The 13,575-nt window shown below is 73.5% G+C and carries 9 protein-coding genes; 3 read left to right on the top strand and 6 right to left on the bottom strand.

Features of this window, described 5'->3' with window-relative positions; translation table 11 throughout:
- Window positions 1-2 precede the first annotated feature (2 nt).
- Window positions 3-1,217 (top strand): pseudouridine synthase, encoded by a 1,215-nt coding sequence (locus tag C7M71_RS24530; RefSeq protein ID WP_114914542.1) that lies wholly within the window; start codon window positions 3-5, stop codon window positions 1,215-1,217.
- Window positions 1,218-1,480: 263 nt separating this feature from the next.
- Here the strand turns inward: C7M71_RS24530 and C7M71_RS24535 are convergent, their stop codons facing one another.
- A complete protein-coding gene (locus C7M71_RS24535) occupies window positions 1,481-1,696 on the bottom strand; it encodes a response regulator transcription factor (RefSeq protein ID WP_111489505.1) in 216 nt (71 codons plus the stop codon).
- Between the two features lie 639 nt (window positions 1,697-2,335).
- On the opposite strand from C7M71_RS24535, the gene C7M71_RS24540 reads away from it, so the two are divergent.
- Together C7M71_RS24540 and C7M71_RS24545 are read left to right on the top strand one after the other, a co-directional pair.
- Window positions 2,336-3,052, top strand: a complete 717-nt coding sequence (locus tag C7M71_RS24540) for a helix-turn-helix transcriptional regulator (RefSeq protein WP_162824347.1) — start codon at window positions 2,336-2,338, stop codon at window positions 3,050-3,052.
- A 109-nt stretch (window positions 3,053-3,161) separates the two neighbouring features.
- Entirely contained in the window at window positions 3,162-4,820 is a 1,659-nt protein-coding gene (locus C7M71_RS24545) for a SagB family peptide dehydrogenase (RefSeq protein ID WP_162824348.1), read from the top strand.
- A 10-nt stretch (window positions 4,821-4,830) separates the two neighbouring features.
- Here the strand turns inward: C7M71_RS24545 and C7M71_RS24550 are convergent, their stop codons facing one another.
- The 5 genes from C7M71_RS24550 to mftG all read right to left on the bottom strand — a co-directional run bounded on the left by C7M71_RS24550 (window position 4,831) and on the right by mftG (window position 13,572).
- Window positions 4,831-5,676 (bottom strand): class I SAM-dependent methyltransferase, encoded by an 846-nt coding sequence (locus C7M71_RS24550; RefSeq protein ID WP_111489502.1) that lies wholly within the window; start codon window positions 5,674-5,676, stop codon window positions 4,831-4,833.
- A gap of 103 nt (window positions 5,677-5,779) precedes the next feature.
- Window positions 5,780-7,177, bottom strand: coding sequence for an FAD-binding oxidoreductase (locus C7M71_RS24555; protein ID WP_229758887.1), 1,398 nt, complete (start codon window positions 7,175-7,177; stop codon window positions 5,780-5,782).
- A gap of 1 nt (window position 7,178) precedes the next feature.
- A complete protein-coding gene (locus tag C7M71_RS24560; RefSeq protein WP_162824349.1) occupies window positions 7,179-11,228 on the bottom strand; it encodes a non-ribosomal peptide synthetase in 4,050 nt (1,349 codons plus the stop codon).
- Window positions 11,225-12,031, bottom strand: a complete 807-nt coding sequence (locus tag C7M71_RS24565) for a thioesterase II family protein (protein ID WP_111489500.1) — start codon at window positions 12,029-12,031, stop codon at window positions 11,225-11,227. The genes C7M71_RS24560 and C7M71_RS24565 overlap by 4 nt, the downstream gene beginning before the upstream one ends.
- Entirely contained in the window at window positions 12,019-13,572 is a 1,554-nt protein-coding gene (mftG, locus tag C7M71_RS24570; protein WP_111489499.1) for a mycofactocin dehydrogenase MftG, read from the bottom strand. Before mftG ends, C7M71_RS24565 begins: the two co-directional genes overlap by 13 nt.
- Window positions 13,573-13,575: the final 3 nt, after the last annotated feature.

The raw sequence follows: 13,575 nt of genomic DNA on the forward strand, positions 1-13,575 counted from the left end.
CAATGCGTAGCAGCGGCAGGAACAGCGGCGGCCAGGGTGGCAACCGCAGCGGGAACGACAATCGGGGCGGCGGCTCCGGCCGAGGCCAGAGCGGCAGCCGAGGGAGCAACTACCGGGGCGCAGGGAACCAGCGCGACGAGCGGCAGCAGCGCGGCGGCCGGCCGCCGCGCCCCGAGGAGCGCAGCTACGGCGAGTACGGCGCCGGGCGGCCCGGCGGCGGCAGCTCCTCCGGGCCCCGCAGGGGGCAGGGTGGCCAAGGCGGTCAGGGGCGCCAGGGCGGCCCGGCAGGACAGGGCGGCCAGGGGCGCCAGGGCGGTCAGGGCGGTCAGGGGCGCCAGGGCGGCCCGGCGGGTCAGGGTGGCCAGGGCGGCGGTCGCGGCCGTGGACCGCAGCAGCGACCCTCGCGCTCGCGCGAGCTGGAGGCCAAGCTGGAGGACGCCGTCCGCGCCCGCCATGACAAGCCCCGGGTCACCGTGCCCAAGACCTTCGGCGAGCCCGAGGGCGAGCGCCTCCAGAAGGTCCTCGCCCGGGCCGGTATGGGCAGCCGCCGCGCCTGCGAGGAGCTGATCGACCAGGGCCGCGTCGAGGTCAACGGCAGCGTCGTACGCGAGCAGGGCGTCCGGGTCGACCCGGAGACGGACGAGATCAAGGTGGACGGCCTGACCGTCGCCACCCAGTCCTACCTCTTCTTCGCCCTCAACAAGCCCGCCGGAGTGGTCTCCACCATGGAGGACCCCGACGGCCGCCAGTGCCTCGGCGACTATGTCACCAACCGGGAGACCCGCCTCTTCCACGTCGGCCGGCTCGACACCGAGACCGAGGGCATCATCCTGCTCACCAACCACGGCGAGCTGGCCCACCGCCTCACCCACCCCCGGTACGGCGTCACCAAGACCTACCTCGCCGCGATCATCGGGCCCATCCCGCGCGACCTGGGCAAGCGGCTCAGGGAGGGCATCGAGCTGGAGGACGGCTTCGCCCGCGCCGACAACTTCCGGGTGGTCGAGAACACCGGCAAGAACTACCTGGTCGAGGTCAGCCTGCACGAGGGCCGCAAGCACATCGTGCGCCGCATGCTCGCCGAGGCCGGTTTCCCGGTGGAGCGGCTGGTGCGCACCCGCTTCGGGCCGATCGCGCTCGGCGACCAGAAGTCCGGCTGGCTGCGCCGCCTCACCAACCCCGAGGTCGGCCAGCTGATGCGCGAGGTCGGCCTCTAGACCCCGGATCCGACCTGCTTCGGCCGGCCCTCGGCTCACCTGACGAGGGCCGGCCGAAGCATGCCCGCACGGTGGCGCCCGCTCCCGGGGTGGCCGAAAGCACCAGGTGCGCCACCGGTGACTTGCGGCCCGTCACGTCACTGACGTGGGGATCCCGGACGTGATGACCCCGGTGACCGGCGGCTAGCGTGGACCGCGCCAAGCGGCAGTCCACATCACTGGAGGTTGCGCTGCAATTCCGGAACGTTGCGGCAGCGTCCGTGCTAGGGATTCCCCGGCACGTCGCAGGGTCTGCCACCCTCGATCAGCCACTTGGCGACGAGGGCCGCACGGTTGTGCACGCCGTGCTTGTCGTACAGCCGCTGAAGGTGGGACTCGACAGTACGGTCGGACATTTGCAAACGCTTCGCTATCTCTTTACTGCAACAGCCCTCCACGATCAATGAGAAGATCTGCTGCTGTTTCGGACTCAGGTGCACTGGCTTCTCCCCCCGAGAGAGCGAAAAATCTGCGACGGGCGAAGTATTCCATGCTCACCTCCTTCGAGAGGAGCACATGGCTCGTTCTGATCGCCCCCGTGCCCGCCGGGCTGCGCTGCGCCGACGTCGCGCACGCCGATGGCCGGAGCGGGTGCGGGAACCGGCCAGGGGGAGTCTGCGGAGCCGGTGAGTGCCGCGCTCCGGGCCGAGCTGGTCTTCTGCGCCACGACCCTCGGCGCCAGTCTTACTAGGGTCGCCCTCTAGAAAGCGCAAGGGCGAAGAAGACAGACGGCTGTTCGACCTGTGACCATCGAGGTGTCGGCCCTGAGGCGGCGGTGGTCCGCAGCCCGGACGAGCGATCAGGGGGGATCTGCATCGTGAGTGTCTGCCCGAGACTCGCATACCCGCAGTGGCGCAGTGCGTCCGCCGGTACGTGCGGCACCCCCGGCCCATTCCTTCCGGTGGCCGGCTGAATCGCCGGAATTCACCGCAAGTCGACTCCGACCGTCAGGCGATGACGCAGGTCGGGGAAGTGAAACGCATTCCGTCCAAGTCTGTCCATAGTGCCACAAGGCCACATTCTATGCGCGTCACCACCATTCACTGGGAGCAAGCATGGACTATCTGATCGAGCGTGCCGTGAGCACGATACGAGAGCGGTACCGCGAACCCCTCAGTCTCGACGAGCTGGCGGAGACGGTGATGGTGAGCAAATTCCATTTCCTGCGGACGTTCAGACGCGTGACCGGTGTGACACCAGGTCGGTTCATCAGCGCCGTTCGCCTGGAGGAGGCGAAGCGGCTGCTGTTCACCACATCGTTCAATGTGTCCGACATCGCCGCCCATGTCGGCTACAGCAGCACCGGCAGCTTCACCCGGCGCTTCACCGAGTCGGTGGGGTGCTCGCCGACCCAGTACCGGGACCTGCGCCGTGGCGGCCTCGGCAGCGGCGACGAGGCAGTCGAAGGCGAGGCGATCCCCGGCACCACCGGCTCGATCTCCGGAACGATCCACGCCACGGACCAGAGCGTGCAGGCCGTGTACGTGGGGGTGTTCGACAGCCCGATCCTGGAGCGATGTCCGGCTACCCGAGCGATCGTCACCCAGCCGGGCTCCTACCGGATGACACGGGTGCCCAGCGGTGTCTGGTACATCCACGCAGTGGCCCACGGGGCGTACCCGGACGACGCCTCGTGCTCCAGTCCACGGCCCCTGCTGCTCGACACCGTCGGACCGGTGGAGATCGGCCCGGGCACCCAGCTGGACCTCGACCTGAATCTGCGCCCGCTGGACTGGGCCCGCCCGCCGATCCTGCTGGCACTGCCCGACCTGGACGCCCCGGTGGCCGCAGCCTGACCGCGCGCGGCGGCCGCCTGCGGCCCGGTGCGGCCGCTGCGCAGCTCCCCCTCCCGGCGCGTGCCAGGCGATGGTCCGCGCATCAACACCCAACGAGGACAGGTGGCGGATGACCGCGAACCTCATGACCCAGAACGTCGGTGACGGAACCTCCGAAACGGGAACCGGCGCTTGGCACTGCCTTGACGTCCGCGTCCAGCAGGACACCGACCGGCTGGAGCGGCTGCTGGTCACCACCGTCCGCCCCTGGGCGGCCGGTGCGCTGGCCGACGCCGCTCTGGAGAGCTGGTACCTGGACCGGCCGCGTACGGCGGACGGCGCGGCGCGGCTGCGCATCGGCCTGCGCGGCGCCGACCGCAGACAGAGAGCCGAACTGCGCGCTCTGATCGAGGAGTCGCTGGGCGGCCGACCGGGAGAGAGCGTGGTCGAGCAGCAGCTCGACGCCGCAGCCGAGCCGTGCGCAGCGTACCTGGCAGCGTCCACGGGGACGGCCGTCGCCCTGCTCGCGGAGACCCGGTCGCGCCCCAAGCGGGTGCAGGCCGCAGCGGCGCTGCTGCTCTCCGCAGCCCGCGCCACCGGCGCCGACTGGGCGGGTACGGTGCGGTGGCTGCGCGACTACGCCTGCGCACTGAGCGAGGCGGCCGAGGTCGCCGGTGCGCGGGCCGAGGCCGAGGCGGAGTTCTTCCGCAACGAGGCCGAATGGCTGCGCCACCACGACTGGACGGTGGACCGGATCGCCGCCCCGGCCGATGTCCTCGGCATCCGGCACCGGTTGCACGGTGAGACCTGGGCGGCACTTGTCGAGTCGCATGCCGCCGGTCGGAGCGCGGACCCGCCGCACCAGGCGTTCCGGCGGCTGGTCGCGGCGGCGGGCCGCCAGCTCGGGCTGTCGCCGCAGGACGAGTTCCGAGCCGCCTGGCTGATGTCGATGGCGCTGGCCGCACCGGGCCCGCGCGAGCCGTTCTTCGCCGACCACCCGGGCGCGGTCGACCGTCAGCTGCATGAGCAGAGCAAGTACTTCGAAACCCGGCTGATCGACCAGCGGCCCGACCTGGTCCATGCCTCGACGGCCGGCCGATGGCAGTCCGGACCCCCTGAGGCGACCGTCGCGCTGCCCGCCCCGGAGCCGCCCGGCCCGTCGGGGCCGCGCTTCGAGGACGTCCTGCTCGCCCGCCGCAGTTCCTACGGACGGTACGGCGGCCCGGTCACCCTCACCGAGCTGAGCACCCTGCTCCACTACTCGGCTGCGGTGACCACCGAGAAGGAGATGAGCCCGGAGCTGACCTACCGGGTACGGCCCTACCCCAGCGGGGGCACCCGGTACCCGCTGCACCTGGTGCTGTACTGCCACGACATTGAGGGGCTGCCTCGCGGCACCTATCTGTACGACCCGGACGGCCACGCCCTGCACCGCCTGGGCAGCAGGGACCTCTCGGCCGAGCTGCGGCGCACCGCGCCCGCCACCGATCCGGCGGTCGCCACCCCGCCCAAGGCGGGTGGCAACATCGACGCCGCCCACTGCCCACTCTGGATCTTCACCGTGGGCGACCTGACCTACCAGCGGCTGCACTACGGGCTCCGCTCCTACCGGCTGGTCCTCCAGGAGAGCGGGCACCTCGGGCAGAACCTGTCCCTCGTCGCCACCTGGCTCGGCAAGTCCGTGGTCGGGCTGAGCGGCTACTACGACGACGCGGTCAACCAGCTGCTGGGCCTGGACGGCGTCAACTCGGCAGTGCTGTACCTGCATGTCCTGGGCGTGGCCCGCTAGGAGTCAGGAGCTAGGCACGCGTGGCGGCGACCAGCCAGGCGGCGCAGCGCAGCCGCACGCCGCCGGGCCCCTCGTAGGCCCGCATCGCCTCGGTCAGCGCCCGGCGGGCCCGTGCCGCCGCCACCCGGTCCACCTGGGCCAGGTGGTGGCGCACGGGCCCCCAGCCGCCGAGGAACTCCCCGGCGTCCACCGCGTCCCGGCCCCAGAGCTGGACCGCCTCGACGGCCGTCGGCTCGGTCTGCTCGAAGCCGGCCTCGGTGAGCACCTGGCGGATGGCCACCGGGTCGGCCAGCGAGACCGCGCCCGGAGCGGCCGGTGCGGCGGCGCCGCCGGAGTGCGCCGGCTGCTCGGACAGGGCGGCGAGGACCTGCCCGAGGTCACTGCGGTCCATGCCCCTGAGGCAGACGAAGGCCAGACGGCCGCCCGGCCGCAGCGCCCGCCGGATGTTGCGGAACGCGGCGACCGGGTCGCCGAAGAACATCACCCCGAAACGGCTGACGGCCACGTCGAACCGGCCCTCCGGGAACAGATGGACCTGGGCGTCGCCCTGTACGAAGGCCACATTGGCGATGCCCTCGGCGGTCGCGGTGGCCCGCGCCCGGGCGAGCATCGGCTCCGACAGGTCCACCCCGGTGGCATGCCCCTGAGCGGCCAGCCGGGCGGCCAGCCGGGTCGACTGGCCGTTGCCGCAGCCGATGTCCAGTACCCGGTCCCCCACGCCGATGGCGGCTGCCGTCAGCAGGCAGTCGTTGAAGCCGCTGTTGACGGCGTCGTAGCGGCTCTGGTGGGCCGCCCAGTGGCTGCCCTCGTATCCGTTCCACGCCGTGGACTGCTCGGTGTTGACGATGCGGTGCATGGCCGCTTCCCCCGGTTCGCGTCGCTGATCCCGTACCTGCACGGTGAACGACGTCGGTGTGTCCGGGTCACGAGGGGCCGGGGGAGGCAGCCCACCCGGCTGGTCAGTTCGGCGGGATGTTGTGGTTGAGGCGGAAGAAGTTGTCGCCGTCCCAGGTCCGCTTCACCTCGACCAGGCGTGCCCAGTTCGCGGCGGTGAAGGCACTGCGCGTCCTGGCCGGGTCGGTGAGGAAGTTCAGGAACGTACCGCCGGTGGCGTGCGGGCGCAGCCGATCGGTCAGCCCGTCGACCCAGGCATCGACCGTCACCTGCTGTTCCGGCGTGCCGACCATGGCGGTGGTGATCACCGAGAAGGGCACATCGCGGTGGCCGGCCGGCCCGGCGTCGGCGTCCGGGCGGGCCATCGCGCCGCCCCAGTGCCGGATCTCGACCGAGGACATCAGCGGCGAGGCGGCGCCTTCACCGGCAGCCTCGACGATGGTCTCCAGCATCTCGTCCGGCAGCGTGCGGAAGAGGTCGATCTGCTGCCGGGCGACCATCGGCGGCGGCGGGGGGCCGGTGATGGCGGCGCCGGACCGGGCGAACTCCATCGGCCCGATGGAGTCGACCACCGGCTGCCCGGCCGCGTCGCGCAGGGGCTTGAGGTGCCGCTCGGCCTCCTCCGAGGAGCCCGCGAAGCACGCCCGCAGGGCCAGGAACTGCTTGCCGCGCAGCGGTTCGGGCACGCCCGGGAACGGCGGCATACGCATCAGCAGCAGCGCCGTGGACAGCTCGTCCGGCTCCTCCTGCGCCCACTCGCGGTAGCACGCGAGGACCTCGCGGGCCCGCCCCACCGGGTACAGCGCCATGCCCGCGTGGACCCGGGCGACCGGGTGGAGCCGGACCTCCATCGACGTCACCACGCCGAAGTTCCCGCTGCCGCCGCGCAGCGCCCAGTGCAGGTCCGGGTGGTCGTCGGCGGTGGCGGTGACCAGGCGTCCGTCGGCGGTGACCAGGTCCGCGCTCAGCAGGCTGTCGGCGGCGAAGCCGTACCTGCGGGAGAGCCAGCCGATGCCGCCGCCGAGGGTGAACCCGGTGGCGCCGATCGAGGGGGTGCCCGACAGCGGGGCCAGACCGTGCGGGGCGGCGGCCGCGATGACGTCGGCCCACACCGCACCGGGCCCGACGCGGGCGGTGCGGCTGCCGGGGTCGATGGTGACCTCCGCCATCCGGGAGGTGGTCAGCAGCAGACCGCCGTCGGAGGGCAGCACGGCGCCGTGACCGGTGGACTGCACCGCGAACGGCAGGCCGTGCTCGCGGGCGGCGAGCACTCCGGCCCGCACGTCCTCGGGGCCGGCGGCCTCGGCGACGATCGCCGGCCGCGAGTCGACGCCGCGCATCCAGGCCAGCCGCGCGGTGTCCCACGGTTGGTCACCGGGAAGGTGGACGGCGCCCGTGAAGGCGTCCCGCAGTATGCGTGCGGCGGCGTCCGAGGTCCCGTTCATCTGTCCGTCCTGTGTCATCTCATCCGTTCCTTGTGGGGTGCGGTTCGGTCAGCCAGGCGGTGACCCGCTCGGCGATGGCTGCCGACTCGTCGTCCGCGACGATGGAGTAGTGGTCGCGCGGGCGTACGACGACGTCGATGTCCGGGCAGAGCGCGCGCCAGGCGTCGACGAGTTCGGAAGGGGGGCGCCGCTCCTCCGCGCCGGCCGCGAAGAGCAGCGTGGGCAGCCCGGACGGGCCGGGCCGGTGGGCGCCGAGGACCGCCAGGTTGTGCGCGTGGAGCCGCATCAGCCTGCGGTATCCGGCCAGGTCGGTCTCGGGGGGCAGCAGGCCGTGCCGGACCGCCGCTTCCCGGGCGGCTGCCGCCGGTTCGCCCCGGTCCGCCGCCGTGACGGTGGCGGCCACCCCTTCGGGCAGCCGGCCGCCGGCCAGGTCCCGCAGGAACTCCAGGTGCCCGGCGGACTCGCTGCCGGGCAGCCGCCGCTCGACCGGACTGCTGTCGATCATGAAGACGTCCGCCCGGTGGCCCTGCTCGGCCAGCAGGCGGGCCACCTCGTACGCCAGGACACCGCCCATCGACCAGCCGCCGAGCAGATAGGGGCCTTCGGGCGTCAACCGCAGAAGCTCCCCGAGGTAGGACGCGGCCATCGACACCAGGTCCGGCTCCACCGCTGGGTCCGTGCCCTGGGCCAGGGCACGGCTCTGGAAGGCGTGCACCGGTCCGGGCCAGGCGCGGGCCAGACCGAGGTAGCTCGTGACCGAGCCGCCCACCGGATGGAAAAGGAACAGCTCGGTCCCCGTCCCCCGGGAGAGCGTGACGGCGCAGCCGCTCTGCCGGCCGTCCTCCGCGACCCGGGCGGCGAGCGCCCGCAGCGTCGGCGCCTCGAAGATCTGGCCGAACTGCACCTCCGTGCCCAGCTCGGTGCGGATCCGGTTGAGCAGACGCAGTGCCAGCAGCGAGTTGCCGCCCAGCGCGAAGAAGTCGCTGTCCGGGCCGACCTGCTCTACCTGGAGCAGTTCGGCCCACACCTCGGCGAGCTGCTTCAGCACCGTGTCGTCCGGGCTGCCGTCCGCCCCGCCGGGTGTGCCGGGCGTGGAGTCTGCGCGGCCGGTCTGCGGTGCGGTGTCCGAGGCGGGCCGGGTGGCGGCGAGCGAGGCCAGCGCGGCGGCGTCCACCTTGCCGTTCGCCGTCAGGGGGAGGCGGTCCACCACCTGGATCAGCCCCGGGACCATATAGGACGGCAGCCGGGTGGCCAGCCGCTCCGCGATCACGGTGGGCTCGGGAGCCGCGCCGTCCCCGGGTACCACCAGCGCCACCAGCCGCTGCTGTCCGCCGGGTACGGGGGCCGCGCAGACGGCGCACTCCGCCACCCCCGGGCAGTCGCGGATCGCCGACTCGACCTCGCCGGGCTCGACCCGGAATCCCTGGATCTTCAGCTGGCGGTCCTCCCGGCCCAGGAACTCGATGGTGCCGTCCGGCCGGTAGCGCCCGAGGTCGCCGGTCCGGTACAGGCGCTCGCCGGTCTCCGGGTGCCGGATGAACTGCTCTTCGGTGCGCTCCGGATCGCCGGCGTAGCCGCTGGCGAGGCCGGCGCCGCCGATGTGGATGCCGCCGGTGGCCCACGGCGGCCGGACCTCCAGCCGGTGGTCGAGGATGCGCATGGTCTGGCCGCGCAGCGGAACGCCGTAGGGGATGCTGCGCCAGGCCGGGTCCACCTGCTCGACCTCATGGATGTTCGACCAGATGGAGGCCTCGGTGGCGCCGCCCATGGCGATGACGCGGACATCCGGCGTCAGCCGCCGCATCCGCCCGGGGAGGGTCGGGGGGATCCAGTCGCCGCTCATCAGGAAGGCCCGGACGGGTGGTCGGCCCAGCTCGGGGCGCTGCTCGGCGACCTCCACCAGCATCTCGGCGAGGGCGGGCACCGAGTTCCAGACGGTGACGCCGTGCCGGTGCGCGCTCTCGGCCCAGCCCAGCGGGTCGGGGCGGGGAGTCGCGTCGGGCAGGACCAGTGCGGCGCCGGCGGCGAGGCTGCCGAAGATGTCCCAGACCGACAGGTCGAAGCTTAGCGAGGAGATGCCGAAGACGCGGTCCGGGGCGCGGAGTCCGATCCGCTCATTGACGTCCAGCACCGTGTTGAGGGCCGCCCGGTGGCGGATCATCACGCCCTTCGGCACCCCGGTGGAGCCGGAGGTGTGGATGATGTACGCCAGGTCGTCGGGGGAGCGGTCGGGAGGGTTCGGAGCCGGGTCGCCGCTGGGCTCCACCAGGTCGACGGGGAGCACCGGGAGGGTACCGAGCGCCCCCGGGGCCGGTACCCGGTGGGACTGGCCGAGGAGGGCCCGGGCGGAGCAGGCGTCGAGCAGGTGGCGGATCCGCTCGGCGGGCAGCCCCGCGTCGACCGGGCAGTAGGCGGCCCCCGCGCGCAGCACCCCGAGCACGGCCGCGACCTGCTCCCAGCCCTTGGCCATGACCACCGGCACCACGTCGCCACGGCCGATGCCGCGCTCGCCCAGCCACCGGGCGGCGGCCCGCGAGACGGCCTCCAGCTCGCCGTAGGTCAGCGTCCGGCCGGAGGTGACCACGGCCGGGGCGTCGGGGTGCTCGCGGGCCTGCCGCAGGAAGCCGTCCTCCAGGCGGCCCTCCGGCGGCGCGGCGGGCGCGTTCAGCGCCGAGACCAGCTGCCGGTGGGCCGGTGGAACCGGATCCGGCTCCACCCGGGCGCCGTCCGGACCGGCCAGGGTCTCCACCATCCGCCGGTAGGCGTCGAACAGGGCGTCCGGCAGGCCGGTCGGGAAGGCTTCGTCCACGACGTCCCAGACGCACTCGATGCCGCCGTCGGGTCCGTTCTTGGCCTGGTTGTCGACCAGGACCTGGGGGGTGCGCAGTCCGGTGTGCACGGTGCGGCACACCGGTCGGCGGAGCGGGGTGCGCTGCTCGGCCGGTCCCAGCATGCTGTTGAAGACGTACGGCAGCACGGCGCCGGACGTCCAGCCGCGCCGTCCCGCCAGCTCGCGGGTGACCCGGACCCCTGTGACGTCGGCGTGCTCCAGGTCCCGCCAGAGCCTGCGCTGCACGCGTGCGGCCCGTGCCCAGAAGTCGCCGCTCTCGGCGAGGTCGACCTCCAGCGGCAGCGTCGCGCTGAACTGGCCGACCACGCCCTCCGCCACCGGGTGCCGGGTGACCCAGTTCTGATGCAGCACATTGAGGCAGAAGCGGGGGGCGGCCGCCCAGGCGCCCAGCACCTCGGCGTACACATGCAGCAGCGCGGTGGTCGGCATGATCCGGTGGGCGCGGGCGTTGGCGCGGAACCGCTGCCACTGCTCCCGGCCGAGGACGAAGCTGCGGCGGGTGAGGCGCACCGGGGAGATGGTGGCCGGGCGGCGGGCGAGCGGGAGCTGCGGGGCGTCCGGCAGGGTGTCCAACCGGGACTCCCAGTACTGCCAGTGGGCCTGGTGGGCATCTGAGCGCTCCGCCTCGGCCAGCGACAGCAGGCATGCGCGGAACGTCCCGGTCACCGGCGGCAGCTCGGCGGTCGGATCGAGGTACAGCTGCCACCATTCGTCCTGGAGCCGCCGGGTGCTGCCGGAGTCCAGCAGCAGCAGGCTCATCGCGAGGTGCACCCGGGTACGGTGCGGCCGCAGGCGCTGGGCGGTGATCTCGAACAGCGGCCAGCCGGTCGGGTCCGGGCCCTGGTCGCGCATCCGGTGGCGGGTCCGCAGGATCGCGGACTCCTGCTGCTCGGGGGTGAGCGCCGTCAGATCCGCGAGGTGCAGCCGGAAGGGCTCCAGCTCGTCGTCGCCGAGGACGCGCTGCTCCCCCTCGGCGAGCATCACGGTCCGCAGGTGCTCATGGCGGTGTACCAGGCGGCGGACCGCCTCCTCGGCCCGCGCCGGGTCGAAGGCCACCATGTCCAGCTCGTAGTAGAGGGTCGGCCGGAAGCCGCCGAGCTCCATCAGCGGACTCGCCCCGACCAGATAGGCGGCCTGGAGGTCGGTCAGCGGGAACGGTGCCTCGGGCGTGCCGCCCCGAGCCGTGTCGCCCTGGGTCGTTGTCGCCTGCTCGGTCACGATGCCCTCCCGCTCCGTGCTGTGCTGTCCGGTAGGAGGTCCGCAGCCACGGCCGAGACGACCGGCGCGGGGTCCTCGTGGAGGAAGAAGTGGCTGCCCTCGAACATCCGCACGGTGCATCCGGCGGTGGTGTGGTGCTGCCACGCGTACAGCTCCTCGGCGTTCGCCACCGGGTCCGCCGTCCCGCCGAAGACCGAGACCGGGCAGTCCAGCGGCGGCTCCGGACGCCAGCCGTAGGTTTCCGAGACGGCGAAGTCCGCGCGCAGCGTGGGCAGCAGCGCCGACAGCAGTCCGGCGTTGTCCAGCACCTCGCGCGGGGTGCCGTTCAGCTCCTGGAGGTGCGCCACCAGCTCGGCGGCCGGGGCGTCGTGGACCGGCCGCTCGCGGGTGGGGAGGTGCGGGGCGCGGCGGCCGGCGACCAGCATCCGGACCGGCTGCGGCAGCCCGTAGCGGCGCAGCGCCTGGCATGCCTCGTAGGCGAGCAGCGCGCCCATGCTGTGGCCGAACCACGCGTGGGGGCGGTCCATCCAGGGCTCCAGCCCCTCGATGAGCGCGGGCACGAGTTCGTCGAGGCGGGCGTACGGCCGCTCGCGGAACCGCGTCTCCCGGCCCGGCAGCCGCACCGAGACCACCTCCACGTCGGGGCCCAGCTGTGCGGCCCACGACCGGTAGGTGGTGGCGCCCCCGCCGGTGTGCGGCAGGCAGAAGAGGCGCAGCGCCGCGTCGGGCGCCGACCGCCAGCTCACCCCCCAGCCCTGCCTCGGGCGGGCCGCCGGACCTCCGGGGGTCGTCAGCACATCCATTCGGCAGCCCTCTCCGCGAGCATGACGCAGCTGAGGTTGGTCGGGGCGCTGGTGATCGACGGCATCACGGAGGCGTCGACCACCCGCAGGCCCGCCACCCCGTGGACGCGCAGGCGCTGGTCGACCACGGCCGCCGGGTCCTCGGCCGGTCCCATCCGGGCGGTTCCGACGGGGTGCCACGCCGGGCAGGCGAACCTCGTCACCGCGCTGCGCAGGAGCGCGTCGTCCTGCACCATCCGCGCGGTCCACAGCAGGACGCGTCGCAGCAGCCCGCCGAGCGGGGCCTGCTGGACGAGTGCCCACACCAGCCGCATCCCGGTCATCAGCCGCTCGACGTCCGCCGCCTCGGAGGCCAGCCGCAATGCGATGACCGGAGGGGTGTCGGGCTCGGCGTCCCGCAGTGTGACGGTGCCACGGGAGCGCGGGGTCAGCAGGGTGGCGTGCAGCGACATGGCGTCGCGGCCGCGCAGGACCTCCGCGATCCCCGGCACGGCCAGGCCCGACAGGTTGTTGACCAGCGTGAGGTTGAGGTCCGGGGCGCCGGCTGCGGCCACCCGGGCCAGTACCTGGTGCATGGGCTCGCCGTCCCGGCAGACCCCGGGCCGGGGCAGTGCCCAGAGGGTGACCATGGCATGGTCGGTCAGGTTCTCGCCGACGCCGGGCAGGTCGGCCACCGGCCGGACCCCCAGCGCCGCCAGCTGTCCGGCCGGCCCGATGCCCGAGCGCAGGAGTACGGCAGGGGTGTTGACGGCGCCCGCGCAGAGCGTGACCCGGTCGGCGTGGACGATGTCGCAGCGCCCCTCCCGCAGCAGTTCCACCCCCGTGGCGCGGCCGCCCTCCGTCAGCACCCTGACGACCTGGCAGCGGTCCCATACGGTCAGGTTGGGCCGGGTCCGCGCGGGCGTCAGATAGGCGTCCGCCGTGGACACCCGCCGCCGCCCGAGGGCGTTGAGCGGGATCGGACCCGCGCCGACCGGGTGCGCCGTGCTGTTGAGGTCGGGGGCGTCGGGCAGGCCAAGGGCGGCGCAGGCGCGCAGAAAGGCCGCCGCCAGCGGGCTGAGGTCCGCCGGTGCGGTGCGCCGCACCGGCAGTGGGCCGACCGTGCCGTGCTCGTCGCCCTTGCAGTCGGCGTCGGCCTCCAGCCTGGTGAAGTACGGCAGGACGTGCTGCCATGCCCAGGCGTCGTTCCCGGCTGCCGCCCAGGTGTCGAAGTCGGCGGGCAGACCGCGCAGGGCCAGCGCCCCGTTGACCGCCGAGGAGCCGCCCATGACCCGGCCGACCGGGTACGGGTACTCCCGGGCGGCGGGACCGGGCCGGTCGACATAGGCCGAGTAGTCCCAGTTGGCGCCGGACAGCACGGGTATGTCGCCGGTCGCCGCTTCGGAGGCGGCCGGGTCGGTGCCCGCCTCCAGCAGCAGCACCCGTCGACCGGGCTGCTCGGAGAGGCGGGCGGCGAGCACCGCCCCCGATGAGCCGCCGCCGACGACCACGTCGTCCCATCCGGAGGGCGCCGTCCCCGCCCCGGGGTCCGAGAGTGCCACGGC

This window comes from Peterkaempfera bronchialis (genome assembly GCF_003258605.2).
Classification (GTDB): Bacteria; Actinomycetota; Actinomycetes; order Streptomycetales; family Streptomycetaceae; genus Peterkaempfera; species Peterkaempfera bronchialis.

Bases quoted from the DNA above. Each gene is read 5' to 3' on its own strand.
- C7M71_RS24530 (WP_114914542.1), top strand. From the start codon at position 3: ATGCGTAGCAGCGGCAGGAACAGCGGCGGCCAGGGTGGCAACCGCAGC.
- C7M71_RS24545 (WP_162824348.1), top strand. From the start codon at position 3,162: ATGACCGCGAACCTCATGACCCAGAACGTCGGTGACGGAACCTCCGAA.
- C7M71_RS24550 (WP_111489502.1), bottom strand. From the start codon at position 5,676: ATGCACCGCATCGTCAACACCGAGCAGTCCACGGCGTGGAACGGATAC.
- C7M71_RS24555 (WP_229758887.1), bottom strand. From the start codon at position 7,177: ATGACACAGGACGGACAGATGAACGGGACCTCGGACGCCGCCGCACGC.
- C7M71_RS24565 (WP_111489500.1), bottom strand. From the start codon at position 12,031: ATGGATGTGCTGACGACCCCCGGAGGTCCGGCGGCCCGCCCGAGGCAG.